This is a genomic window from Burkholderia sp. LK4 (genome assembly GCF_001043615.1).
GTDB lineage: Bacteria > Pseudomonadota > Gammaproteobacteria > Burkholderiales > Burkholderiaceae > Burkholderia > Burkholderia cepacia.
The window spans coordinates 18,059-44,078 of sequence record NZ_LDUL01000019.1 but is presented as its reverse complement, the minus strand read 5'-3'; the positions used below and the strand labels follow the sequence as shown (position 1 = coordinate 44,078).

Genomic DNA, 26,020 nt, shown 5'->3' with positions numbered 1-26,020 from the left:
TGCAGGCACGCAACCATGAAAAAACTGCTTGGCGCCATCGCGTTTCTGGTAGTGCTCGTCGGCGTATGGATCGTTCATCAGGGCGGCCTGTCGACGCTGATTCCCGCGCATGACGCGGCCCCGGCCTCGACATCCGCGCAAAACGGCGACAGCGGCCAGTCGGCGCAGACGCCGCCGTCGGCCAGCGTACTGCCGGCCGGCTTCACGCCGCAGGCCAGCACGCTGAAATCGATCGCCGAAAACGGCATCGTGCGAATCTCGGTGCAGAACCCGAGCGAGCCGTTCTTCGGCGAGGACAAGGGCTCGCCGCACGGCTTCAACGTCGAGTTCGCGCGGCTGCTGTTCGCGGACCCTTCGTTCTCGCACGGCGGCAAGCCGGTCGTCGTCGATACGCGTCACGAGGTCGACACGTACCCCGGCGTGCCAAAGCAACTGCTCGATACCGACGCGAAGGGGAACCACGTGGTCGACGTGGCGATGGACGGGCTGACGTTCCCGGACAACACGCCGGCGGGCGTCGTCTATTCGGTGCCGTACGTCGACGATTTCGGCTATTCGCTGATCGTGCGGCAAGGCTCCGCGATCCGCTCGACCGACGATCTCGCGGGCAAGACGGTCGGCATCCTGAAGGGCGACCCGGACGTGCGTGCGTTCGTCACGCGCCAGTATCCGAACGTGAAGTTCGTCGAAGTCGACGATTCCGATCCGGCGTTCATCGCGAAGAGCATCGACGGCCATGCGGTCGATGCGTTCATCTACGACTATCCGTTCGCGGTCAGCTCGATCAAGGGCACCGACCTGAAATTCGCGGTGACCAAGCTCGACGGCTCGAACATCGCGTACAAGATCGGCGTGCGCGCGGATGACCAGGATCTGCTGATCTACCTGAACGCCGCGATCGCGAAGCTCAAGCAGTCGCCGCAGTATCTCGAGCTGCTGCGCAAGTACTTCGTCAGCGACCAGGCGGTGACGACCGCGGCCGCGTCAGGCGAACACACGTACGTGGTGAAGGCGGGCGACACGCTGAACATGATCGCGGCGAGCAAGCTCGGCAGCGGCCAGCGCTATCGCGAGATTCAACGCCGCAACAACCTCGCCAACCCGAACCTGATCCTGGCGGGCCAGCATCTGGTGATTCCGGTGCGCTGACGGCGGCGTGAAGTGAACGAAAAGGAAGGGACGTGAAGGACTGCGTGCGGCCCGGCGGAGGTGATTCGCCGGGCCGCGCGCAGGCGGGCGTCAGTGGGTGATCGACAGGAACAGGTACGCGGCGAACAGCGACAGGTGCACGACGCCGTGCAGCACCGTCGTGCGGCCCTGGCTGAGCGTCAGCGTGCTGACGAGCAGCGTCAGTGCCAGCAGCACGGTTTCCATCGGGCCGATGCCGAGCGTGAGCGGCTGGCCGACCCAGATGAACACGGCCGCGACGGTCGGGATCGTGAGCCCGATACTCGCGAGCGCCGACCCGAGCGCAAGGTTCATGCTGGTCTGCAGGCGATTCGCGCGTGCGGCGGTGACGGCCGCGAGCCCTTCCGGCAGCAGCACGAGCGCGGCGATCACGATACCGACCGCGGCTTCGGGCGCACCGAGCCGCAATACGGCATGCTCGACGGCCGGCGACAGCAGCTTCGCGAGCAGCACGACCGCGACGAGGCTCGCGAACAGCAGCAGCAGGCTGATCAGCGCGGTGCGGCTGCTCGGCGGCGCCGCGTGCACCGATTCGTTCGCGCTGTCGTGCGCGGTGAGGAAGTAGTCGCGGTGACGCACGGTCTGCACGAACACGAATGCGCCGTACAGCACGAGCGACGACACGCCGGCGAACGCGAGCTGCGATTTCGAAAAGAACGGGCCCGGTGCGGCGTTCAGGTAGTTCGGCATCACGAGCGACAGCACGGACAGGGAAGCCAGCACCGCGAGCGCCTTGCTCGCGCCGCGCCCCTGGAAGTCCTGCTCGCCGTGCTTCCACGCGCCGACCAGCAGGCAGATGCCGACGATACCGTTGCAGATGATCATCACGGCGGCGAACACGGTGTCGCGTGCGAGGCCCGATTTCTCGGGGCCGGCGCCGAGCATCACCGACACGATCAGCGCGACTTCGATGACGGTCACGGCGACCGCGAGCACGAGCGTGCCGAACGGTTCGCCGACCCGATGGGCGACGACTTCGGCATGGTGGACGGCGGCGAACACGGCGCCGGCGAGTGCGGCGGCGAACACCGCGATGACGAGGCCTTCGGCCGGCACGACGCGCGACAGCGCGAGGACCAGCCATGCGGCAAGCGGGGCCACGAGGGTCCAGCGCGGGAGCTGGTTGGACGAGAGCGGCATGGAGGGTTTCCTTATGCGAGTGGCGACGCGCGACGCGCCGTCACGGGTTGACGAAGCCCGGCCGTACTATCCGCCGAACGAGGGTGATGAAACCGAAGGGCGGCAGCACGCAACGGTGCTGCCCTGGGTTCGCTGCCGCACGGCAGCGAGGGGCGCGGGCGGGCCGGAGCCCGTCGCGGGATGAAACGATTCGATGCGGCCGCCGCAAACGGCGAGGCGGGCGCGTGAGACGACGCGCGTGCCGGAGGCTCGGTTCCGACCCCGGAAGGGCGGCCGGCAATGGACGGCGGTGGCGGCGTGACACGCGGTTTCCCCCTGAAATCCGGCGGTTTGCCGAATTTTATCAGGCGTTCGGGGGTCACTATCTCATATTCGAGTGCTTTCATTGACCTTTCGGTTTACAAAAAGTGCCCCGATCGTTCGATTTTTTGTCTTTGCAGTTTCCGTAACGGTCTCTTGCACGACAAATTCGGGCACGCCCTGACATAAATATACCGACCGGTCGGTTTATAATCGCTCGCACTTCCACTTCATGACGGATCGCAAGCGATGGCTGTTTCTTCTGCACATTCGGTGAACTCGGGCGCGCTGGCGCCGTCGGCCGTCGTCGGCGTGATCGGTGCCGGCGCGATGGGCGCGGGCATTGCGCAGGTCGCGGCGGCGGCCGGCCATACGGTGCTGCTGTACGACCTGAACGAAGCCGCTTGCGACAAGGCACTGGCCGGCATCCGCGCGCAGTTCACGCGGCTCGCGGAGAAGGGGCGGCTCGAACCGGCCCAGGCCGATGCGGCCGGCAGCCGGCTCCGCGCGGTGCGTGCGCTGGCCGATTTCGCAGGGGCCGCGCTGATCGTCGAAGCGGCCGCCGAGCGGCTCGACGTGAAGCGCGAGATCTTCGCGACGCTCGAGCGCCATGTCGACGACGCGTGCCTGCTGGCGACCAACACGTCGTCGATCTCGATCACGTCGATCGCGGCCGGGCTGCGCGCGCCGCAGCGCGTCGCCGGCCTGCATTTCTTCAACCCGGCCCCGCTGATGGCGCTCGTCGAGGTGGTCAGCGGGCTCGCGACCGCACCCGAAGTCGCACAGGTGCTGGTTGCGACCGCCGCCGCGTGGGGCAAGCAGCCCGTGATGGCCAAATCGACGCCGGGCTTCATCGTGAACCGCGTCGCACGGCCGTATTACGCGGAGGCGCTGCGCGTGCTGAACGAACAGGGTGGTGCGCCGGCGTCGATCGACGCGGTGATGCGCGAGGCCGGCGGCTTCCGGATGGGGCCGTTCGAGCTGATGGACCTGATCGGCCACGACGTGAACTTCGCGGTGACCGAATCGGTGTTCCGCGCGTACTTCAACGACCCGCGCTACACGCCGTCGCTGATCCAGCAGGAACTCGTGAACGCCGGTTTCCTCGGGCGCAAGTCGGGGCGCGGTTTCTACTCGTATGCGGACGGCGCGACGCCGCCCGCGCCCGATCTCGAAGCCCCGCGCAACGCGCCGGCCGACGTCGCGCTGTTTGCGCAGGACGGCCCGGCCGCCGCGCTGCATACGCGTTTCACCGAACGCATCGCGGGCGCCCGGCAGGCCGGCACGCATGCCGACGACCTGCTCGCGACGGCCGGCCGCGCATCGATCGCGCTGACCGACGGCCGCACCGCGACCGCGCGCGCCGCGCAGACGGGCGTGGCCGATCTCGTGCTGGTCGACCTCGCGCGCGATTACACGCAGGCCTGGCTCGTCGCGCTGACGCGTGCGCTCCAGTGCAGCGATGCGGCCTATGCGGATGCGGTCGGCCTGTTCCAGCAGGCGGGTTTTCGCGTCGTCGGCGTCGCGGATGTGCCGGGCATGGTCGCGATGCGCACCGTCGCGATGCTCGCGAACGAGGCGGCCGACACGGTGAACCAGGGCGTGTGCTCGCCCGCCGATCTCGATCTCGCGATGGAGAAGGGCGTGAACTACCCGTGCGGCCCGCTCGCGTGGGCCGATGCGATCGGCATCGGCCGCGTGTTTCGCGTGCTGTCGAACCTCGCGGCGAGCTACGGCGAGGACCGCTATCGCGTGTCGCCGCGCATCGCCGCACTGCATGCGGCCGGCCGCACGTTCCGGTCGTAACGCCGACTTCGTCACCTCGAACACGATAACGACATCACTCCATTGGAGGAGCACCCCGATGACCCACCCGACGCATCCCGTCGCCGCCCTCGAGCCGATCGAGACCGCCAGCCGCGACGAACTGCAGGCACTGCAGCTCGAGCGCATGAAGTGGTCGCTGCGCCACGCGTACGACAACGTCCCGCACTATCGCCGCACGTTCGACGCGGCGGGCGTGCATCCGGACGACCTGAAGTCGCTCGCCGATCTCGCGAAGTTCCCGTTCTCGACCAAGAACGATTTGCGCGACAACTATCCGTTCGGGCTGTTCGCGGTGCCGCGCGAGCAGGTCGTGCGCGTGCACGCGTCGAGCGGCACGACGGGCAAGCCGACGGTGGTCGGCTACACCGCGCGCGACATCGATACCTGGGCGAACGTGACCGCGCGCTCGATCCGCGCGGCCGGCGGCCGCCCGGGCGACACGCTGCACAACGCGTTCGGGTATGGCCTCTTCACGGGCGGCCTCGGGATTCACTACGGCGCGGAGCGGCTCGGCTGCATGGTCGTGCCGATGTCGGGCGGGCAGACCGAGAAGCAGGTGCAACTGATCCGCGATTTCGAGCCGAAGATCATCCTCGTCACGCCGTCGTACATGCTGAACCTGATCGACGAGATGGTGCGGCAGGGGATGGACCCGGCCGAGTCGTCGCTGAAGATCGGCATCTTCGGTGCCGAGCCGTGGACGCAGGCACTGCGCGAGGAAGTGGAGACGCGTGTGGGCATCGACGCGCTGGACATCTACGGGCTGTCGGAAGTGATGGGGCCGGGCGTCGCGTGCGAATGCGTCGAGACGAAGGACGGCCCGGTGATCTGGGAAGACCATTTCTATCCGGAGATCATCGATCCCGTCACGGGCGAAGTGCTGCCCGACGGCAGCCAGGGCGAGCTCGTGTTCACGTCGCTGACGAAGGAAGCGATGCCGGTGATCCGCTACCGCACGCGCGACCTCACCGCGCTGCTGCCGCCCACCGCGCGCGCGATGCGCCGTCTCGCGAAGATCACCGGCCGCTCCGACGACATGCTGATCGTGCGCGGCGTGAACGTGTTCCCGAGCCAGATCGAGGAGATCGTCGTCGCGCTGCCGCAGCTGTCGGGCCAGTTCCAGATCACGCTGTCGCGCGACGGTCACATGGACCGGCTCGACCTCGCGGTCGAACTGCGCTCCGAAGCGGCCGCGTCCGTCACCGAAAGCGATCGCGCGGCGCTCGCTCGCGAGCTGCAGCACCGGATCAAGACGATGGTCGGCGTGTCGTCCGGCGTGACGGTGCTGGCGGCCGGCGGCATTCCCGCGACCGCGACCGGCAAGGCCCGGCGCGTGATCGACCGCCGCCAGGCCGCGTAATTCCGATGTTTGCCGTTCTACCCGAGGAAACCTGTTCGATGGATGGATTGAAGACCCTGGCCGTCACGGTCGATGCGCGCGGCATCGCAACCGTCGCGTTGCAGCGCGGCGACGTGCTCAACGCGTTCGACGAAACGATGATCGCCGAACTGACCGCCGCGTTCACCACGCTCGGCTCGCGCGACGACGTGCGCGCGATCGTGCTGCGTTCGGACGGCCGCGCGTTCTGCGCGGGCGCCGACCTGCAGTGGATGCAGCGCGCGAGCGCGAACGACGCGGCCGCGAACCTGCGCGATGCGGAGCGGTTCGCCGCGATGATGCGCGCGATCCGGCAATGCCCGAAGCCGACGGTGGCGCGCGTGCAAGGTCACGCGTTCGGCGGCGGCGTCGGCCTGTGCGCGGCGTGCGACATCGTGATTGCGAGCGATCACGCGCGCTTCTCGGTCAGCGAGGCACGCTTCGGGATCCTGCCGGCCGTAATCGGGCCGTATCTGGTCGAGGCGGTCGGCCAGCGCCAGGCGCGGCGGCTCGCGCTCACCGCGACGCAGCTCGCCGCCGGCGAGGCGGTCGCGATCGGCCTGATCCACCAGGCCGTGCCGCTCGATTCGCTCGACGAAGCACTCGACCGGACGCTCGCCGAACTCGGCCGGAACGGCCCGAACGCGCTGATGGAGATCAAGCGCTTCTTCGACACGATCGGCGAGTATCCGTCGTCCGACGAGCGCGCGGCGTTCACCGCGCAGACGATCTCCCGCGTGCGGGCGACGCCGGAAGCGAAGGAAGGCTTCGCCGCGTTTTTCGCGAAGCGGCCGCCGGCATGGGAGGCGGGCGCCGAATAAGCGCAAGCGGAGACGATCGGCGGCGCAACGGGCGAGCCCGCATTTTGCGCCGCGGGCGCTTGCTCTACAATGCGTGACCCCCGGCGCCCCGCCGGCCCAGCCCCGACCGATTCTTCATCCGATGATCGTCAACCGCCTTATCTCCGAGATCCTGTTCGGCTTCACCGGCCTGATCGGCATCATCAACCCGATCGGCATCGCGTTCCTGTTTCTCGAACGGACCGAGGCGCTCACCGAACACGAGCGGGACCTGCTCGCCCGGAAGGTCGCGTTCAACTCGTTCATCGTGATGCTGGTCGCGTTTTTCGCCGGCACGCCGGTGCTGCATTTCTTCGGGATTTCGATGGAAGCGCTGCGGATCGGCGGCGGCTTCGCGGTTGCCGTGGCCGGCTGGCAGATGCTGAACGAACCCGACGGGCCGGGCGGCGGCGACACGCCGGTCAAGCCGATCGACGCGAACGCGATCATGACGCGCGCGTTCTTCCCGCTGACCGTGCCGCTGACGGTCGGCCCGGGCTCGATCGCGACCGCGATCGCGCTGAACGCGAACCGCACGCACAAGCTGTCGGAGTTCATGCTGTCGAGCATCGTGTCGATCGCCGTGTCCGTGCTGGTCGCGGTTGTGATCTGGCAGGTCTACAGCCGCTCCGCGCTGCTGTCGCGCTACCTCGGCAGCGAAGGCACCAAGGTCGCGAAGCGCGTGTCGGCGTTCCTGCTGCTGTGCATCGGCGTGCAGATCATGCTGACCGGCTTTTCCGCGTTCCTGCAGCCGATCGCCGATCAGGCCAAGTAAGCGGCCCGCGCCGCAGCGCACGTCCCGCGAAGCCGGCGCCTCGCACGCCCTCGCACGCCCTCGCACGCCCTCGCACGCCCTCACGCCGGCGAACGCCCCTTCGTCCGACGCGGCGACGCCGCACGTCTTTTTGCCGCCCGGGATACCATGCGACGGTCCGGCGGATGCGCGGCGCGCATCCGGCCGTCAGCTCAACTTCAATCGCGAGGCGTGCAATGGAATACGTGAAATTCGGATCGACAGGGCTGGAAGTGTCCAGACTGGTGCTGGGTTGCATGACGTTCGGCGAACCGTCACGCGGCTCGCACCCGTGGACGCTGCCGGAAGCGGAGAGCCGCCCGATCATCCAGCGGGCGGTCGAAGCCGGCATCAACTTCTTCGATACCGCGAACATCTATTCGGACGGCACGTCGGAGGAGATCGTCGGCCGCGCACTGCGCGATTTCGCGAAACGCGACGAGATCGTGATCGCGACCAAGGTGTTCTACCGGATGCGGCCGGGGCCGAACGGCGCGGGGTTGTCGCGCAAGGCGATCATGACCGACATCGACCAGAGCCTGAAGCGGCTCGGCACCGATTACGTCGATCTCTACCAGATTCACCGCTGGGATTACGGCACGCCGATCGAGGAGACGCTCGAGGCGCTGCACGACGTCGTGAAGGCCGGCAAGGCGCGTTATATCGGCGCGTCGTCGATGTTCGCGTGGCAGTTCGCGAAGGCGCTGCATACGTCGAAGCAGCACGGCTGGACCCGCTTCGCCAGCATGCAGAACCACCTGAACCTGCTGTATCGGGAAGAAGAGCGCGAAATGCTGCCGCTGTGCGCGGACGAGGGGATCGCGGTGATTCCATGGAGTCCGCTCGCGCGCGGCCGCCTGACGCGCAACTGGGACGAGTCGACCGAGCGGCAGCAGAGCGACGAGGTCGGCCAGCGGCTTTACGACGCGACGGCGGAGTCGGACAGGGCGGTCGTCGACGCCGTTGCGACGATCGCGGCCGCACGGAACGTGCCGCGTGCGCAGGTGGCACTCGCGTGGGTCGCGCAGAAGGCCGGGGTCACCGCGCCGATCGTCGGTATTTCGAAGCCGCGGCAACTGGACGACGCACTGGCCGCGCTCGAACTGAAACTGACCGACGACGAGATCGCCACGCTCGAACGCCCGTACGTGCCGCACGCGATCGCCGGGTTCAACTGAGCGGCGGTGCCGCGCGGCCGTCAGCGCGCGGTGGCGAGCATCGGGTAGGTGAACAGTCCGAAGTGGATGACGTTGAGCCCCGCATGCGCGAGCGCGGACGCGAGCAGTCCGCCGCGCCGCCATGCGAGGCCGTAGCCGACGCCGGCCACCGTGCCGAGCACGATCCATGACCAGCCGCCGGCCGCATGCGCGGCGCCGAACAGCACCGCGCCGATCGCCAGCGCGGCCCACGGCCCCCACGCGAACGCACCGAACGCGCGCGTCAGCCCGCCCTGCACGTAACCGCGGAACAGCGCTTCCTCGGCGAGCGTCACGAGCAGCAGGTTATTGACGAGCCACAGCCAGCCCGACGCCGGCCACTTGGGCGCCCAGCCGACCATGCCGAACGCGAGCGCGCCGGCCAGGCACGCGGCCGCCGTGGCGACGGCCGCCACCGCGCCGGTGCGCAGCGCGCGCGACAGCGGGACGTCGGGGGCGACCCACGGCAGCACCCACACCAGCCACAGGCCGACGAGCGGCTTGTCGAGGTTCAGGTACATCGTGAACGGGACGGCATCCGGCGTGAAGCGCGTCGGGGCGATCACGAGGGGATTGTGGAAGCCGGGAAGCAGGTGCAGGCTGAGCGCGATCGCGAGTGCGGCGAAGACGGCGTGCGCGGCGATGCGCACCGCGCGCGGGCGCCCGGGCATCACGCCCCAGGCGGCCGCGGCCAGCAACGCGAGCGGCGCCAGCGCGAGCGGCGCGAGCTTGCCGAACGCCAGCGCGCACGCATAACCGAGCGCGGCAAGGCCGACGCTCAGCCCGTGCTGCGGGCGATGCCACGCAAACGCGGCGGCCGCGAACAGGGCGAGCCAGATCGTGGCGGATGGAAGGAGCGAGAGGGACATGACAGGAGCGGCATTCGTCGGACGAGACGCCGCGCATCATACAGCAGCCTTCCGGTCATGCTGGCCGGGAGCCGTCAGCGGCCGGCGGTTTCGGTGACGCCGTCGCGGCCCGGGATGTGCACGCTGTTGCGCACGCGCATCCGCCGCCGGTACCAGAACGTCCACGTCAGCAGACAGCCGAACACGGTATAGCCGATGATCGGCGACACGACCAGCACGCGTTCGACCGGCCAGGTCATGACCATCCAGCAGCGCAGCAGCATTTCCAGCGTCATGAACCCGCCCCAGACGAAGGTCATGCGCCGGAGCATCTGCCGCAGACCCGGCTGCGCGTTCCAGACCGCTTCGAAATGCGCGGCACCGCCATCCATTTCGCGGGCGATGGTGGCGCGGGCGAGATAGAAGATCAGCGGGCGTTCGCGGAACAGCGACAGGAGGAACACGACGCCGATCGTGCCCGACGCGAGCGATTCGCGCATCAGCAGCGTGCGCGCGCTGCCGCCGAACGCCATCCCGATGATCGACAGCGCGATGCCGAGCAGCACGATGGCCGCCACCGCATCGACGCGGCGCGAGCGGATGAATTCGACGATCGACCAGATGACCGGCGGGACCGCCGACGCGTACAGCGCGCCGGTTTCGCCGAAATACGGCTGCGCGGCCCGGTAGGCAACCCAGGGCAGCACCAGGTTGACGAAGAGTTCGAGAATCAATCCGGCTCGCGGTTTCACGGTGAGCAATTCCACGCAGGTTGGGGCGAACGCGCAATGGGTGTGGTGGCCACCGGTTGCCCCGAAAAGGGTTCGGTCCAGTATATCGAAGAATCGCGCGGGGCTGCGGCACGGCTTCGGCCGCTTTCCGCCGGCCGCGGCGGCACCGTCGTCATGGCGCCGCCGCGGCCGGCAGCGTGATCGTGATGGTGGTGCCCTGCAGCACGACGCTGTGCACGTGGATGTGGCCTCCGTGCCGTTCGACGACGGCCTTGACGAACGCCATGCCGAGCCCGACGCCGCTGGTTTCCGGCTGGCCGGCGGTGCGAAAGCGCCGGTAGCGCTCGAACAGCCGCGTCTGGTCCCCGCTGCTGATTCCGCACCCGCTGTCGCGGATCGTGCAGCGCACGGTCTTGCCGTCGGCACCCGGCTCGACCTTGCATTCGACGCTCGTCAGCGGCGCGCTGTACTTGATGGCGTTGTCCAGCAGGTTGATCAGCGCGCGCGACAGCAGCGCCGGGTCGCCCCGCACGATCGTGTCGTCGCGCCGCGGCACGTCGTCGATCGACATGGATTTCCGGTGCGCGAGCGGCCACACCGCATCGCGTGCCTCGTTCATCAGGTCGGCGAGGTTGACCGGCACGCGTTCGTATTCGCTCGCCTCCGCACGCGACAGCTGCGCGAAGCCGTCGGCCATCGCCAGCGTGTGCCGCGCCAGCCTGGCGATTCTCGCGAACTGCTGCTTCATCTGCGCGTCGGCTGCCCGCTGCGCCTGCGTGTCGATCAGGATGATCAGCGATGTCAGCGGGGCGCGCATGTCGTGCGAAAACAGCGTGAGCATGTCGTTGCGCTGGCGCTCGAGCATGTCGCGGCGGACGGTCGCGTTGCGCAACGTTTCCAGCGACGCGTGGATTCGCGCGATCTCGGGTCCGACGCCGCGCGGCATCGCGACGTGCGACGTATCGCCTTCGCTGAGCGCGACGATCCGGCGGCCGAGTACATCGAGCGGCTTCGACAGCAGCCGCTGCATGCCGCGCGCGAGCGAGGCCAGGATCGCGATGCACAGCGTCGTGGCGAACGCCGACACCCCGACCCTGACCCGCGCGGCGTTCCGGTCGCCGATCGCGCGATGCCGGGCAAGGTCGATCACGCGGTCGCGCAGCAGCTCGCTCGGCCGGAAATGCGGCACGATCGCGCGGGAAAAATCGGCGGCGCTCATGGCATACGCGCCGTCCCGGCCGCCGGCGATGGTCGCGTCGACGAGCGGCAGGATGCGCGCGTCGAAGGCCGCGTTGAGCTGTGCATATTCGCGTGCGACGTCGGGGTCGTCGAGCTGCGTGCCGATCGCGCCGTCGATCAGCGCGCGCAACTGCTCGATGCGGCCGCGCATCCGCATGATGTCCGCGAACTGCGCGCGATCGAGCGCCTGCCGCGCGAACATCGGCGCGATCAGCAGCGAACCCGTGCGCCCCGCGTATTCCCGGAGATCGCCGAGGAGCCGCGCGAGCAGGATCGCACCGGACGTGCGCGGGTCGCGCATCGCCGTGTCGCTCATCGCGCCGTCGATCAGCAGCGACAGCGTGTCGACGATCCGGAACAGGCGCGCCTGCGCGTGCTGGATATCGTGAACGGTGCGTGACGCGAGCGGCCGCGCGTCGAGCGCGTCGACTTCGGCACGCGCGTCGGCAAGCATCATCCGGACGGAGTCGAGTGCATGCAGCAGGTTGCCGCGTTCGCGGTCGTCGAGCACGGCCGCCTGCGCGATGCCGGCGCGAAAACGTTCGAGCGCGTTGTCGGAACGCGCGCGCGCGGCGAGCAGGTTGCGGATCTCGGCGGCGCCGTCGTCCTGCAGGCGTACCAGCAGGTCGTTCGTCGGGCCGCGTTCGGCCGAGATCACGTTGGCGGCGCTCATCGCGCCGCGGACGAATTCGAAGCTCTGCAGGTCGGCGTTTTCCTGCCGGTATTGCCGGAAACTCCCCCAGATGATCGTGCCGCAGAGCAAGGCCAGCAGCGTGGTGACGAGCGCGAAGCCGATATGCGTCTTCTGCAGGATCGTCAGCGATCGAATGTTATATGCGTGTTCCCGGCTAAACGAGAATGAACGATTCATGACACACCATGTTTGCAAGCTATCCCGGGTGGGCCCGTATTCTCGGCCTGTCGGCGCCGTGACGCCGTAAGGTTTTGTGGGGGGCGCGGCCGCCTTCACGGGGCCGCCACGATCCCGGCCGGGAGGCCGGATCTCGCGTTGCACAGGATCGCCTTGCGTCAATGCCCTGTCGACATCGGGCGAATCGCGCTTGATCCGGAGAAACCCTGATCGCGTATCGAACCCTTGGCGCGTTACGGCAGATGATTTGGATAACGAATATTTTTGATCCGCGCGTCTGTCGTGAGGTGCGGCATCAGGTCCGCTTAGGACGACGGCGGCAAGGAGGGAGCTGGACGGGAACGGAAGGCAGGTGCGCCGCCCGTGTACGGGCGACGCTTCAGGACGATGCGGCAGCAGGCGTGCCGCGGCGCGAATCGGTGCCGCGGCCGCGCGAGCGGTCAGGCGACGGCGGGCCGAACGATGATCTTCACGTTACGGTCCTTGTGATTGACCAGTTCCTCGAAGCCGTGCGAGACGATGTCGCCGAGCGCGATGCGCCCGGTGATGAGCGGCTGTACGTCGATGCGGCCGTCCGCGATGAAGCGGATCACGTCCGCGAACTCGCCGTTGTACGCGAGCGAGCCGATCACTTCCTTTTCGGTCGACACGATGTCGAAGAAGTTGAACGGTGCCGGCTCCTCGAAGATGCCGACCATCACCGACTTGCCGGCCTTGCGGATCACGTCGATCGCGAGTTTCGCCGTGGCCGTGTGCCCGATGCACTCGAACGACACGTCGGCGCCGTAGCCGTCAGTCAGCGCCTTGACTTCGGCGATCGCGTCGGACGTCTTCGGATCGATGACGACGCTCGCGCCGACCTCGAGCGCCTTCTGCTTGCGCGCGGCCGACATCTCCAGCGCGATCACGCGCCCGGCGCCCGCGGCCTTCGCGCACATGATCGTGCACAGGCCGATCGTGCCCGCGCCGACCACGACGACGGTCTGCCCGACGATGTTGCCGGCCTTCTTGACCGCATGCAGCCCGACTGCGAGCGGCTCGATCAGCGCGCCGGCCTCGGTCGGGAAACCGTCGGGCAGCTTGTACAGCAACTCGGCCGGCACGTTCACGTATTCGGCGAACGCGCCGTTGTTCATCAGCCCGGTGAACGCGAGGTTCTCGCAGATGTTGTACAGCCCGTGCCGGCAATACCAGCAGGTGCCGCAATGCTGGCATGCGTCGGCCGTCACGCGGTCGCCGACCGCGAAGCCCGTCACGCCCGCGCCGAGCTCGGCGATCTCGCCGCTGAACTCGTGGCCGAGGATGCACTGGCCCTTCAGGCCCGTCAGCGGATGCGGCGCGTCGACCGGGATGAAGACGGGGCCGGCGACGTATTCGTGCAGGTCGGAGCCGCAGATCCCGCACCAGTGCACGCGAATCGTGACCCAGCCGGCCGGCGGGCGCGCCGGAACGGGAACCTGTTCGACGCGGATGTCGTGGCGGCCATGCCAGACGGCGGCTTTCATGCTGGGGGCGGTGGTCGATGCCGGTGTACTCACGTTGCTGTCTCCGTCAGGTTGTCGTCGGGCACGCGGCATGGCTGCCGGTGCGCCCGTTGCGCGATTGCGCGATCGACCGGTATGCAGGAACGGGGCCAGCTCGAGCGGGTACGCCGGGTGGCGATTCAACGGAACGTGCGTGATGCAATGCACCATTCGCCTGTTCCGTTGACAGAAAACGATTCGACGGGGGAAATGCACGAATTTTGCTGCAATCGCTGCACGGCACGCCGGTGAGACGCTGGGACGTTCGTCTCAGTGCAATGAGACGAATCGCGAGACGCGCGGCGATGGACGGCGCCGTTCGACGCGCGGTCAGGCGGCGATTTCGTCGACCGCGACCGATGCGAGCCGCGTGAATCCGGCGGCGCGGTACAGCGGCAGGCCGGCCTCGGTCGACACGAGCCACACGCGCCGCGCGCCACGTTGCCGCGCGTGCGCGACGATCGCGGCGAGCACCTGCATCGCGAGACCCCGGCGGCGGTACGCATCTGCCGTCGCGACGCGGTCGACGACGATATCGTGCGCCGACGCAAAACCGTAGCGCGCGGTGGCGGCGATCTGCCCGTCCAGGCGGTGCGCGAACAGGAACGCGGCCGGATTCGGCTGGAATGGCGGGAACGGGGCGTCCGCATTGAACGTTTCGACGTCGCGCGGCGTGTGGCAACCGAGCGCCTGCGCGAGTGCATCGTCGCCGGACAGCGTGCCGATATCGGCGGCCATGAAATGCTCGTCCGACAACCGGCGTGTCCTGCCTTCCAGCGCGGGCGGCAGCGGCGCGGCGCCGAAGCGCGTGATCCATGCGCCGACGGTGAACGGGCCGTCGCCATACGCGGGCGCGCCCTCGATCACGAAGTGCTCGAAAGGCCGCCCCATGCCGGCGTCGAACCGCACGACCTGGCCGTCCGGGCTGTCGTGCAGCGGCGCATCGCGCCGGTCGCGTGCGGCGCAGTAGCCGGCGACGAAGATGCGCACGGCGGCCTTGCGGCGGGGGAAGGTCGACCAGGCTGCGGCGAGCGGAAGCGGGAGAGGCGGTCGGCATGCGGGCGCAACGTGGTCGGGGCGAAGCCGACAGCTTAAATCAGGCGGCCGCTCGCCGCCGCGCGGGCCCATTGCCGCGATCGGCGAAACGGATCGTTGCGCGCGATACCCCTTTACTTGAAGTTAACTTCAATTTGTATCATGTGCGCCAGTCCGATCGCGGACGCGTGACGCACCCCGTTGCACGCGGCCGCTCCAACGGAGGTGGAGATGACCGAATCGCCTGTCGCGGCCGAGGCCGCGACGCTGCCGCCGCGCAGCTACCGGGCCGCCGTCGCGAACGTCGTGCTGGCGAGCATCGTGTCCGCGTTGCACGTCGGCAAGGCGACGATCGCGTTGCCGTCGCTGCAGCACGAGTTCGGCGGCTCGCTCGCTTCGCTGAGCGGGATCATGTCGGTGTTTCCGTTCGTCGGCGTGTTCGGCGGCATCGCGGCCGGGCTGCTGGTACGGCGCTGGGGCGACCGGCGGATGCTGATCGCGGGCCTGGTGATCCTCGGCCTGTCGAGTGTCGCCGGCGCGTCGGCCGGCAGTTTCGCGTTGCTGCTCGCCACGCGCTTCGCGGAGGGGCTCGGGTTCGTGATCGTGGTGGTCGCCGCGCCGGCGGTGCTGAATCGCGTGACGCCGCCCGAGCGGCGCAATCTCGCGTTCGGGCTGTGGAGCACGTTCATGCCGGCCGGCATGGCGCTGTCGATGCTGGTCGGGCCGCTGCTCGGCGGCTGGCGCAACGGCTGGCTCGCGGCCTCGGCGCTGACGCTCGCCGCGGCCGCCGCGGTGCCCGTCACGACGTCCGCCGAAACGCCGGCCCGGCAGGCCGCGGCGCCGCGCATCGGGCCCGCGCTGCGCGACGTGCTCGCGTCGCGGTCGACCACGCTGCTCGCGCTGGGTTTCGCCACCTACAACGTGCAGTTCTTCGCGGCGATGACGTTCCTGCCGGTTTTCCTGATGCAGCGCCTCGGCGTCGCGGTCGGCGCGGCGGGGCTGATCAGCGCGGCGATCGTCGCCGCGTGCGTGATCGGCAACCTGACGGCCGGCTGGTTGCTGTCTCGCGGCGCACGGCCGGGGATCGTCATGGCTGCGACGTCGGTCGCGATCGGCGCGGCGGGCGCGGGGCTCTTCAGCGCGGCCACACCGGCACCGCTCGCGGTCGCGCTGGGTTTCGCGTTCTCGGCGATCGCGGGGATGCTGCCGGCGACGATCCTCGCGTGCGCGCCGGGCTCCGCGCCGACGCCGTCGCTGGCGCCGCTGAGCATTGGCTGGGTCGTGCAGGGCAACTATCTCGGCCAGGTGATCGGGCCGCTGTCGATCGGTGCGATCGTCGGTGCATTCGGCTGGTCGGGCGGCATCGGACTGATGCTCGCGGCCGCCGTCACCGGCGCGGCGATCGGCCTGTCGCTGCTGCGCGAACCGATGGGCCGGCGCTGAGCGCGGCGCCGTTCAACCTGCACGGAAATCCGTCAAGCATGCTCAACACCATGGAAAGCCTGATTTGCGAAGAAGACGTGCCGTGCGATGCGCCGGCACGGGTCGAACACGATGCGATGCCGCCGCGCGGCGGCGCCGCGCATCCGCTCGTGACGCCCGGCGGAGCGCCTGCTCCCGAGCATGCCGCGGCGGCCGTCTCGCCGTTGCGCCCGCAACTGTTCGTCACGGTGCTGGAGGCCGGCGACGACGCGTTGCTGGTTCGCTGGGTCGAGAGCGGCCGTTGCCATTACGGCGAACAGCGCTGGCGCTTGCGCGTCGCGCTGCAGCCGGGCCGTTGCGCGATCTCGGGGCAGCCGATCGAGCCGGGCGAGCCGGTGTTCCGGCCGGTGCGACGGCCCGTGCCGGCCAATGGCGACGAGATGATCTGCCCGGCGTCGGTGCCCAGTGCAACCGGCGCGGCGTGTGGCGTCACGGCGGAGGGTGACGACGCATACGCGCCGGCCGACGTTCGCGGCTGAACGCCGGCCGGCCGGGGCATCCCGTCATTTCTTCACGTCGTGCCGGTACTGGATGAACCCGGCGTTGTTCGCGAGCTTGTCGTACAGCGCGCGCGCGGTCGTGTTGGTTTCGTGCGTGAGCCAGTACACGCGGCTCGCGCCGGCTTCGCGGGCATGGTCGTACACGGCTTCGATCAGCGCACCGCCTGCGCCTTGCCCGCGTGCGTCAGGCGCGGTGTACAGGTCCTGCAGGTAGCAGTACGGCCCTTCGGTCCAGCACGAGCGGTGGTAGATCGAATGCACGATCCCGACCAGCGCCCCCGATGCGTCGAATGCGCCGAGCACGAACATCGGCTCGGCAGGATCCATCAGGCGGGCCCACGTCGTCGCGAACACCGCGTCGCTCAGCGCGGTGTCGTAAAACTTCTGATAACCCTGCCACAGCGGGCGCCACGCGGCTTCGTCGGCGGCGACGAGCGGGCGCACCGTGACGCGCGTCGCGTCGTGCGCGCGGCCGGCCGCATCGCGCGCGCGCGCCTGCGCGTGGCGGATCGCGGTGAGCGACTGGCGCTGCTTGCCCTGCGCGTCGAAGTTTTCCGGTGCGAGCCACGCGTCGAACGCGGCGCGGACATCCGGCCATTCGCCGTCGATGATCGAGAACCACGCGGTGTCGCGATTGCGGCCGCGGTAGATGATCGCCTGCCGGAACGTGCCTTCGTAGCGGAAGCCGAGCCGTGCGGCGGCCTTGCGCGACGGCACGTTCAGGTCGTCGCATTTCCATTCGTAGCGCCGGTAGCCGAGCGTGTCGAACGCGTACTTCATCAGCAGGAACTGCGCTTCGGTCGAGACGGGCGTGCGCTTGAGCAGCGGCGAGAACGTGACGGAGCCGACCTCGATCACGCCGTTGGCCGGATCGATGCGCATCAGCGCGAGCGTGCCGACCGCGCGGCCCGTGGAACGGTCGATCACCGTGTAGTGCAGCGGATCCGCGCTCGCCTGCGCGCCGCGCGCGTAGTCACGGTAGCTCGACTCGTCGGTGTACGGGCCGTGTGCGAGATAGGTCCAGTCGCTGCCGTCCGGCGCCTGGGCGTAGGCGGCGTACAGGTCGGCCGCGTGGCGCTCGGCGTCGAGCGGTTCGAGCCGGCAGTAGCGGCCTTTGAGCACGATGCGCTCCGGGCGCGGGCGCGCGGACCAGTCGGGGACGGGGTGGCCGATGGATTGCTGGAAATCGTTGGTGAGCGTGGACAAGGTCGATCTCGCTTCGGTTGGCGGCCGGCGACATGCCGGCATGCAGACGATCGTAGTCGCGGCGAGGTACCATGAGAAGCGCCAGGGATTGGCAAATTTATGGTGCCACGAGCCATGCGCCGTGAGCCACGAGCCACGAGCCACGAGCCACGAGCCACGAGCCAAGAGCCAAGAGCCAAGAGCCACGAGCCAAGAGCCACGAGCCGAGAGCCAAGAGCCAAGAGCCAAGAGCCATGCGCCATGCGCCATGCGCCATGCGCCGTGCGCCGTGTGCCGTGTGCCGTGTGCCGCTGGCCGTCAGCAACCGGCCGTCCGCAACTAGCCGTCCGCCACGTTCCGACATTTTCACGCTGAGATGTTCCGATGACGACAATCCTGCCTTCCTGCGACGCACCGTTGCTGCCGCTCGACGCGCCGCTGGCGCGCACGCCCGGCGCGCCTTCGCTGCAGCGCCAGTTGCTGCGCCGCGTGCGCGACGCGATTCTCGGCGGTGCGATGCCGGCCGGCACGCGGCTGCCCGGCACGCGTGCGCTGGCCGAGACGCTCGGCGTGTCGCGCAACACGACGGCTGCCGTCTACGAGCAACTCGTCGCCGAAGGCTTCCTGCAGTCCGACCGGCGCGGCACGCGTGTCGTCGGGTTGTCGCGGCCGGCGCCGCCGCGCCGGCGTGCCGCGCCGCCGGCCGTCGCGCAGCGGCTCGGCCGCATTCGCCCGAGCCGCATCGGCACCGGCGAAACGGAGGGTTTCCGGCCGGGCGTGCCCGCGCTGACGCATTTCCCGGTGGACGCGTGGCGCCACGCGATCGACCGTGCGCTGCGCCGCAGCGGCCGCGACCTGCTCGGTTATGGCGATCCGCTCGGCGAGCGCGCGCTGCGCGAATCGATCGCGCGCCACCTGGCCGTGACGCGCGGCGTGCGCTGCGATCCCGAGCAGATCGTGATCACGGAGGGCGCACAGGGTGCGATCTCGTTGTGCGCGCAGCTGCTGACGAACCCGGGCGATACGGTGTGGGTCGAGGAGCCCGGCTATCGCGGCGCGCGCACCGCGATGCAGGCGGCCGATCTCGACGTCGTGCCGATGCCGGTCGACGCGGAAGGGCTGCGCGTCGAAGCGGACGACTGGCGCGAGCGGACGCCGCGCCTCGTCTATACGACGCCGTCGAACCAGTTCCCGACCGGCGCCGTGCTGTCGATCTCGCGCCGGCTCGCGCTGATCGATGCCGCGCGCCGGCATCGCGCGTGGATCATCGAGGACGACTACGACAGCGAATTCCGTCACACCGGCGAGCCGATCGGCGCGATGCACGGGCTCGCGGACGATTCGCCCGTCGTCTATCTCGGCTCGTTCAGCAAGACGATGTTTCCGGCGCTGCGCATCGGTTTTCTCGTGCTGCCCGACGCGCTGCTGGCCGCGGTGCGGCCGGTGCTGCCGGAGATGCTGCGCGGCGGCACGCGTCACGTGCAGCTCGCGCTGGCGGATTTCATCGAGACGGGCGAGTACGGCCGCCATCTCGGCCGCATGCGCCGGCTGTACCGCGACCGGCGGCGGTTGCTGCTCGCCGCGCTCGACGGCAGCCTGAGGGTGCCGCACCAGATCGAGGGCGGCCCGTGCGGGCTGCATCTTGCGCTGCGGCTGCCTGCGCGCTACCGCGATCGCGCGATCGTCGACGCGGCGCGCGCCCACGGCATCGGGCCGTTCCCGCTGTCGGGCTTTTCGATCGATGCGGCATCGGCAGGCAACGGGCTGGTGCTCGGTTTCGGCAATACGTCGGCCGACGCGTTCGAGCCGATGTTGCGGATGCTGTCGGCGATCGCGGAGCGGGTGGGCGGGGCGTGACGTGCGTACGCGTTGCCTGAGCCGGCGGCGCGGCGATCCGGTGAAGGAAGCCGCCAACCTTTGACTCGATACCGCTTCTCGGCGGTCGGCAGCAGCAAGTTCACCGCTGTCAGCGGGCTGTTCTTCGTACATCGACCGGATATGCAGCCGCCGGGTTCGGCTCCGCGTACCAGCACACACCGCTCACCGCCGCGCACGACAATCGGACTTGTGCGGATTGACGAACCGCACACTTTGTTCGAAACGAACGCCGTCGCGGCTCCGCGCCTGCCGTGCCGCCCGGCATACGGGTTTCGATTCGTATGTTCGAACAGGCCGCGTGGACTATAAATGGATGCGTGTACCGGTGCTTGTCAGGCGCCTGCGCGTCTCGCGCATGTCGGCGCCGCGACGCCCGGGGGAGGTGCACCGTGGTTCGCCAGACGCTTGCTCGCGCCGTGCTTCGCACCGCGTTGATCGGGGGCGTGTTTGCCGGCTGTTTGCTGCCTTCGCCGGCCGCCGTTTCCGGAACCCTGTCGCCATCCGCCACGCCACCCGCGACGAAGCAAAGGCCGGGTGCGACGCCTTATGCGATGCCGGTCGATTTTCCGGCGATCGTCGACCGCTACGGCCCGGCGGTCGTGACCGTCACGTCCGCCGCACCCGACCAGCAGGCCGGTGTCCAGTCGTTCACGATCCTCGATCCCGACGATCCGCTCGCCGCATTCTTCCGGCGCGGCGCGCCGCCTCCCGCGCAGGGCCCGCAGACGCCGGCGCCCGACACGGCGCCGCGTGCGGTATCGGGCAGCGGCTCGGGTTTCATCGTCAGCGCCGACGGCCTGATCCTCACCTCCGCGCACGTGGTCGACGATGCGACCGACGTGACCGTGCGGCTCACGGACCGCCGCGAATTCAAGGCGACCGTGCTGGCCGTCGATCCGCAAAGCGACGTCGCCGTGCTGCGCGTTACCGCGACGAAACTGCCGTTCGTGCGCATCGGCGATTCGGCGAAGGTACGCGCGGGCGAACCGGTGATGACGATCGGCGCGCCGGACGGATCGGGCAACACGGTCACGGCCGGCATCGTCAGCGCGACGTCGCACCGGCTGCCGGACGGCAGCGCGTTTCCGTTCTTCGAAACCGACATCGCCCCGAACCCCGACAACTCGGGCGGCCCCGTATTCAATCGCGCGGGCGACGTGATCGGCATCGCGGTGCAGGTGTATACGGGCACCGACCGCTACGCGAGCATGACGTTCGCGATTCCGATCGCGTTTGCCGCAAAGGTGCGTGCGCAACTGCAGAAGCAGATGCAGGCGCAGCAGTCTCAGGAGCCGGGCGAGCCGTCGTCCGGCAACGCGCTTGGCGTCGACGTGCAGGATGTCGGCATCGGGCTGGCCGCGGCGTTCGGGCTGCCGCGTCCGGCGGGCGCGCTCGTCAACGGCGTGGCGCCCGGCTCGCCGGCGGCCGCGGCCGGCGTGAGGCCCGGCGACGTGATCGTCAAGCTGGGCGACAAGTCGATCGGCCGTTCGGCCGAGCTGAACGACCTGGCCGCCGCGCTGCCGCCCGGCCAGAAGACGCCGCTGCGCGTGATCCGCAATCGCGCGCCGGTGAGGCTGACGATCACGGGCGCCGACGAGGCCGCCGGCAACGCGGGCACGACCGTCGGCATGGCCGCGCCGAAGGTGGCCGCACGACCGGGGCCGGGGGCGGGAGCGAGTGCGGGCGCGGGCGACGGCGGCGACCGCCTCGGGCTGACGATGCACGCGCTGAGCGACGACGAGCGCCGCTCGACCGGGCTCGCGGTCGGGATGATGGTGGACGCGGTGCACGGCCCGGCAGCCCACGCGGGCATCCAGCCGGGCGACGTCGTGCTGGAGCTCAACGACACGCTGCTCGAGACGCCGGACGACGTGCAGTCGCTCGAAGCGAACGGCGGCAGCGTGATCGCGGTGCTGATCCAGCGCAACAACGCGCGGAAGTTCGTGTCGGTGCGGGCGCGTTAGGGCGTTGACGCGGCCGGTATCGTCCGCCTACCATCGTCCGGTATCGTCCGACATCGCACCAGGCCAGCCCGGCAACCAGGAGCCATCCGGCATGAAAGCAGCAACCTTCATCGTAGTCGTACACAGGCGCAGGGTCCGGTAGCGGCACCGCGCCGGCATTCCTGCGCCCCCGACTCGTTCGGGGGCTTTTTTTTTGCATTGCGCACGGCCGTGCGGCACGTGCGCGGAGGACATCCGCTTGCAACCGAACCTGCCGATCGCTTCCGAACGCGCGTCGCCGAGGCACGCGACGCTGATCCTGCTGTGCGCGTGCTCGGTGCTGCCGCTGAGCCTGTTCCTGCCGTCGCTGCCGGCAATCGCACGAGACCTGCGCGCCGACTACGCGCTCGTCGCGCTTTCGCTCGGCGGTTACGCGGCGGTGGCCGCGTCGCTGGAGTGCGTGATGGGGCCGCTGTCGGACCGGTTCGGGCGGCGGCCGGTCGTGCTGGCGGGCGTCGGCATCTTCGCGCTCGGCTCGCTCGGCTGTGCGATGGCGACCGATATCCGGGTGTTTCTGGCATGCCGGCTGATGCAGGCGGCGATCACGTCGGTCTATCCGGTGTCGATGGCGACGATCCGGGATACCGGCGGCGGTGCGCACGCGGCGAGCCGGATCGGCTATGCGGCGATGGCGGCCGCGTTCGCACCGATGCTCGGCCCGACGCTCGGCGGCGCGCTCGACCAGACGGCGGGCTGGCGCGCGAGCTTCTGGCTGCTCGGCGCGGCGGGCATTGCGCTGTTCGTCTGGTGCGGGTTCGATTTCGTCGAAACCCACGCGAACCGGTCGTCGAGTCTCGGGCAGCAGCTGCGCGCGTATCCGGCGCTGCTGCGCGCGCGCCGTTTCTGGGCCTACGCGCTGTGCATGGCGTTTTCGACCGGCTCGTTCTACGCGTTCCTGGCCGGCGCGCCGCTGGCCGCGCAAACGGTGTTCGGCATCCCGCCCGCGGAAATCGGCTTCTACATGGGGACCATCACGGCCGGCTTCGTGTGCGGCAGCTTCCTGGCCGCGCGTTACGCGCGCCGCTTCGCGCTGGCCACGACGATCCTGTGCGGGCGGATCGTTGCATGCGCGGGACCGTTGATCGGCCTCGCGTCGATGTTCGGCGGCGCGACGCATGCGATCGCGTGGTTCGGGCCGTGCGTGCTGGTCGGCATCGGCAACGGGCTGACGAATCCCGGTGCCCATGCCGGCGCGGTGTCGGTGCGCCCGGCGCTGGCCGGGAGCGCGTCGGGGCTGGCCGGTGCGATGACGATCGCCGGCGGCGCCGCGCTTTCATCGTTGACGGGGGCGGTACTGACGCCCGGCAACGCGGGTTATGCGCCGCTGGCGATGATGCTGCTGTCGGCCGCGATCGCGCTGGCGGCGGCCGTCTGCGTGCGGGTGTTCGACGCACGGGACGCAGGGCGGTGAACGCGAGTACGCGGTATCGCCGCGCAGAATCGGGCATCGGTGCGGGCATGGGCGCGGGTATCGGTGCGGACATGGGTGCGGGTACCGCTACCGTCCCGCGGGCGATGGGCGGACAATCGATCGCATATCGGGAGACGACGAACCCGCCGCGCGCCGAGCATGCTCCGCCGCGCGAAGGTCGATTGGACGAGGGAACGATGAGCGACTTTTCTGATTTCCAGCGAGACATTGCCGACGCCGCGAGAGCGACATTCAGGGCGCTGCGGGCGCTGCACCCGGACGAGCATTTCTACGCGTTCGCGCTCTATACCGACAGCGGCGCGATGACGGTGGTGCCGGCAGCCAATTCGGTCGAGGGGCTGCGCCGGGTTCGCGAGCAGCAGGCCGTCGCGGACGACGACCCGTGGTATGCGTGGGGCTTTTCGGAATGGGCGTATGCGGCGGCGGAAGCGTCGCCGTTCAATGCGATCTGCGGCAAGCTCGCCGACGACGTGCTGAGCCCGCAGTTTGTCCGGTCGAGATTCCCGGAATTTTCGCGGCAACTGCACGCCGACATGATCGGTGCGTTGCGCCTGCTCGACCGCGAGGGCCTGTTCGGCACCGGCGAAGAACGGGCGGCGATCACGCTGTTCGTGTCGATCAGCGACGACAACGCGGCCGAAGCGCTGGAAAACGAATCGGCGAAAGCGCTGAATCCGCCGGCCGTCGCCGACGCATTCCTGCGCCGCTACGACTGACCCAAATCGGGATATCGCACGGCGGCCCCGCGCGGGCGGCCGCCGTGCTTGCTGCGGTACGGCTTACGGCTTACGGCTTATGGCTTACGGCTTCGCGCCCACCACGAACTCGAACGTCGCGACGCCGTCGACGCCGCCCGTCACGCGGTCACCGGGTTGCAGCGCGCCGACGCCGGCCGGCGTGCCCGTGAAGATCAAATCGCCGGCCTTCAACTCGACCGAGCGCGACACGTACGCGATGACATCGGGCACGGCCCAGATCATGTCGGCCAGGTCTCCTTGCTGGCGCGTGTCGCCGTTGACCGCGAGCCAGATGCGGCCCTTGGCCGGATGACCGGTGGCCGAGGCCGCGCGCAACGCGGTCACGGGGCCCGACGCGTCGAAGCCTTTCGCCCAGTCCCACGGACGGCTCAGTTTCTTCGCTTCGGCCTGCAGGTCGCGGCGCGTGAGGTCGACGCCGACGCCGTAGCCCCATACATGCGACAGCGCGTCGGCCGGGTCGATCGACCGCCCGTCCTTGCCGATCGCGACGACCAGCTCGATTTCGTGATGGAGGTCGTTCGTCAGCGGCGGATAGGGGACGGTGCCGCTGGCCGGGACGATCGCGTCGCCCGGCTTCGTGAAGAAGAACGGCGGTTCGCGGTCGGGATCGGCGCCCATTTCGCGCGCGTGGTCGGCGTAGTTGCGGCCGACGCAGAAGACGCGGCGCACCGGAAAGCGCGCGGACGACTGGTCGACTTCGACGGAAGGACGCTCGGCAGCGTCGATGACATAGGCGGACATCGGATGGCCTCGTTCGGTGGGAAGACGGATGCCGCGCCCGTGCGGCGCACGGGCCGGCATGCGTGCAACGATACCTGACGCCCGTGCGGCCGGATGCGACGCAACTGCGTTTTACCGGGACAAAACTACGCGTCGGGTGCTGCCGGCGTGTCCTCGCCGTCCGGCAGCGCGGCGTTCGCGTCGCGGTACGCCTTCGGCGACACGCCGACCCGCGCGCGGAAGCGCCGCGCGAAATACCCTTCGTCGCGGAAGCCGACCGAGCGGGCGATGTCCGCGATGCGCCGGCTCGTGTGAGCCAGCAGCGACTGCGCGAGCGCGATCCGGCGCTCCGTCACGAGATCGGTGAAGGTGCTGCCGGTTTCCTTGCGGACCAGGTGCGCGAGGTAGTTGGGCGACAGGAACGCGGCTTCGGCGGTCGCGGCGAGCGTCAGGTCCTCGCGGGTGAGGTTGGCGCGGACGTGCCGCAGCACGCGCGCGAGCGCATCGCGCCGGCCGGCGCGCTGGGCGCCGCGCTGCGCGAGCTTGTCGAGCGCGCCCGCGTACTGCGTGCAGACGAGCCCGATCAGCTGCAGCAGGTAGCCGCGCAGCAACGTGGTCGAGCCGAACGTGCGCACGCGATCGGTGTCGAGCATGCATAGCGCGAGGCGGCGCGCTTCGTCGTAGGTGTCGCCGGTCAGGATGAAGTCGAGGTGTTCCTGGAAGCGGAACGGCGTCAGCTCGGGAAAGCGGTGGGCGGGCACGTCCTCCAGGTCGAGCGGGTCGACGTCGAGATCGGCGCGCAGGAACGCCTGGCTGAAGTTGATCACGATGAAGTGCGCGCCTTCCGGATGCGGGATCAGGTGCTCGCGGTGCGGCAGCACGAACGCGAGCGCGCCGCGCGGAAACGGCCGCGTGACGCCGCCAATCCGCTGCTCGGTGTCGCCGCCGAGATTGAACTGGATCTGGAAATACGCGTGCCGGTGCGGCTCGGTGATCGCCTGGCGCGACGCCTGGTCGCGGATGTAGAAGTCGAGCCGGTCGCTGCGTTCGGGCATCCCGTACAGGCGCGGCGGGGCGGTGGAGGGCATGAAGGATTCTGCTGGTCGTGACGCGGTTGAGCCGCGATGGTACAGCGAACCGGGCGCGTCGGCGAT

21 protein-coding genes are annotated in these 26,020 nt (G+C 69.4%); 12 read left to right on the top strand and 9 right to left on the bottom strand.

What is annotated here, in order from left to right:
- The first annotated feature begins 15 nt into the window (after positions 1–15).
- On the top strand, positions 16–1,149 hold the full coding sequence (locus VK92_RS11000) for a transporter substrate-binding and LysM peptidoglycan-binding domain-containing protein (protein WP_048025527.1): 1,134 nt from the start codon (positions 16–18) through the stop codon (positions 1,147–1,149).
- 90 nt (positions 1,150–1,239) lie between these two features.
- On the opposite strand, the gene VK92_RS10995 is transcribed toward VK92_RS11000, so the two are convergent.
- Complete coding sequence (locus VK92_RS10995) at positions 1,240–2,328, bottom strand: calcium:proton antiporter (RefSeq protein WP_021162015.1); 1,089 nt, start codon at positions 2,326–2,328, stop codon at positions 1,240–1,242.
- A 549-nt stretch (positions 2,329–2,877) separates the two neighbouring features.
- Here VK92_RS10995 and VK92_RS10990 point away from each other — a divergent pair.
- The 5 genes from VK92_RS10990 (at position 2,878) to VK92_RS10970 (ending at position 8,643) form a co-directional block, all read left to right on the top strand.
- Positions 2,878–4,434 (top strand): 3-hydroxyacyl-CoA dehydrogenase, encoded by a 1,557-nt coding sequence (locus VK92_RS10990; RefSeq protein ID WP_048025526.1) that lies wholly within the window; start codon positions 2,878–2,880, stop codon positions 4,432–4,434.
- A 58-nt stretch (positions 4,435–4,492) separates the two neighbouring features.
- Positions 4,493–5,815 (top strand): phenylacetate--CoA ligase PaaK, encoded by a 1,323-nt coding sequence (gene paaK, locus VK92_RS10985; protein ID WP_048025525.1) that lies wholly within the window; start codon positions 4,493–4,495, stop codon positions 5,813–5,815.
- Positions 5,816–5,853: 38 nt separating this feature from the next.
- A complete protein-coding gene (locus tag VK92_RS10980) occupies positions 5,854–6,654 on the top strand; it encodes an enoyl-CoA hydratase-related protein (RefSeq protein WP_048025524.1) in 801 nt (266 codons plus the stop codon).
- 121 nt (positions 6,655–6,775) lie between these two features.
- The gene (locus VK92_RS10975) at positions 6,776–7,447 is read left to right on the top strand and encodes a MarC family protein (protein WP_048025523.1); all 672 of its coding nucleotides are present in this window, start codon (positions 6,776–6,778) and stop codon (positions 7,445–7,447) included.
- A 215-nt stretch (positions 7,448–7,662) separates the two neighbouring features.
- Positions 7,663–8,643: an aldo/keto reductase gene (locus VK92_RS10970; RefSeq protein WP_048025522.1), complete on the top strand. Its 981-nt coding sequence runs from the start codon at positions 7,663–7,665 to the stop codon at positions 8,641–8,643.
- 20 nt (positions 8,644–8,663) lie between these two features.
- Here the strand turns inward: VK92_RS10970 and VK92_RS10965 are convergent, their stop codons facing one another.
- The 5 genes from VK92_RS10965 to VK92_RS10945 all read right to left on the bottom strand — a co-directional run bounded on the left by VK92_RS10965 (position 8,664) and on the right by VK92_RS10945 (position 15,001).
- On the bottom strand, positions 8,664–9,530 hold the full coding sequence (locus VK92_RS10965) for a CPBP family intramembrane glutamic endopeptidase (RefSeq protein WP_048025521.1): 867 nt from the start codon (positions 9,528–9,530) through the stop codon (positions 8,664–8,666).
- A gap of 74 nt (positions 9,531–9,604) precedes the next feature.
- Complete coding sequence (locus tag VK92_RS10960) at positions 9,605–10,261, bottom strand: VC0807 family protein (RefSeq protein ID WP_021163924.1); 657 nt, start codon at positions 10,259–10,261, stop codon at positions 9,605–9,607.
- A 151-nt stretch (positions 10,262–10,412) separates the two neighbouring features.
- The gene (locus VK92_RS10955) at positions 10,413–12,350 is read right to left on the bottom strand and encodes a sensor histidine kinase (RefSeq protein ID WP_048025520.1); all 1,938 of its coding nucleotides are present in this window, start codon (positions 12,348–12,350) and stop codon (positions 10,413–10,415) included.
- A gap of 440 nt (positions 12,351–12,790) precedes the next feature.
- The gene (locus VK92_RS10950) at positions 12,791–13,855 is read right to left on the bottom strand and encodes a 2,3-butanediol dehydrogenase (RefSeq protein ID WP_042978224.1); all 1,065 of its coding nucleotides are present in this window, start codon (positions 13,853–13,855) and stop codon (positions 12,791–12,793) included.
- 348 nt (positions 13,856–14,203) lie between these two features.
- Complete coding sequence (locus VK92_RS10945; RefSeq protein WP_048025519.1) at positions 14,204–15,001, bottom strand: GNAT family N-acetyltransferase; 798 nt, start codon at positions 14,999–15,001, stop codon at positions 14,204–14,206.
- 138 nt (positions 15,002–15,139) lie between these two features.
- Here VK92_RS10945 and VK92_RS10940 point away from each other — a divergent pair, with 138 nt between their 5' ends.
- Positions 15,140–16,351: an MFS transporter gene (locus tag VK92_RS10940; protein ID WP_048025518.1), complete on the top strand. Its 1,212-nt coding sequence runs from the start codon at positions 15,140–15,142 to the stop codon at positions 16,349–16,351.
- A 38-nt stretch (positions 16,352–16,389) separates the two neighbouring features.
- The gene (locus VK92_RS10935) at positions 16,390–16,869 is read left to right on the top strand and encodes a DUF3331 domain-containing protein (RefSeq protein WP_048025517.1); all 480 of its coding nucleotides are present in this window, start codon (positions 16,390–16,392) and stop codon (positions 16,867–16,869) included.
- Positions 16,870–16,893: 24 nt separating this feature from the next.
- Here VK92_RS10935 and VK92_RS10930 read toward each other — a convergent pair whose 3' ends face one another.
- On the bottom strand, positions 16,894–18,096 hold the full coding sequence (locus VK92_RS10930) for a GNAT family N-acetyltransferase (protein ID WP_048025516.1): 1,203 nt from the start codon (positions 18,094–18,096) through the stop codon (positions 16,894–16,896).
- Between the two features lie 363 nt (positions 18,097–18,459).
- Here VK92_RS10930 and pdxR point away from each other — a divergent pair, with 363 nt between their 5' ends.
- From pdxR to VK92_RS10910, 4 genes are all read left to right on the top strand, one after another.
- Positions 18,460–19,932, top strand: a complete 1,473-nt coding sequence (gene pdxR / locus VK92_RS10925) for a MocR-like pyridoxine biosynthesis transcription factor PdxR (protein ID WP_048025515.1) — start codon at positions 18,460–18,462, stop codon at positions 19,930–19,932.
- Positions 19,933–20,342: 410 nt separating this feature from the next.
- The gene (locus VK92_RS10920) at positions 20,343–21,917 is read left to right on the top strand and encodes a trypsin-like peptidase domain-containing protein (RefSeq protein WP_048025514.1); all 1,575 of its coding nucleotides are present in this window, start codon (positions 20,343–20,345) and stop codon (positions 21,915–21,917) included.
- A gap of 238 nt (positions 21,918–22,155) precedes the next feature.
- The gene (locus tag VK92_RS10915; protein ID WP_048025551.1) at positions 22,156–23,367 is read left to right on the top strand and encodes an MFS transporter; all 1,212 of its coding nucleotides are present in this window, start codon (positions 22,156–22,158) and stop codon (positions 23,365–23,367) included.
- A gap of 197 nt (positions 23,368–23,564) precedes the next feature.
- Complete coding sequence (locus VK92_RS10910) at positions 23,565–24,104, top strand: DUF4303 domain-containing protein (protein WP_048025550.1); 540 nt, start codon at positions 23,565–23,567, stop codon at positions 24,102–24,104.
- 84 nt (positions 24,105–24,188) lie between these two features.
- Here the strand turns inward: VK92_RS10910 and VK92_RS10905 are convergent, their stop codons facing one another.
- Positions 24,189–24,887 (bottom strand): fumarylacetoacetate hydrolase family protein, encoded by a 699-nt coding sequence (locus tag VK92_RS10905; protein ID WP_048025513.1) that lies wholly within the window; start codon positions 24,885–24,887, stop codon positions 24,189–24,191.
- 125 nt (positions 24,888–25,012) lie between these two features.
- Positions 25,013–25,954 carry a helix-turn-helix transcriptional regulator gene (locus VK92_RS10900; protein WP_048025549.1) on the bottom strand — a complete coding sequence of 314 codons (942 nt, stop codon included), beginning with the start codon at positions 25,952–25,954 and terminating at the stop codon, positions 25,013–25,015.
- Positions 25,955–26,020: the final 66 nt, after the last annotated feature.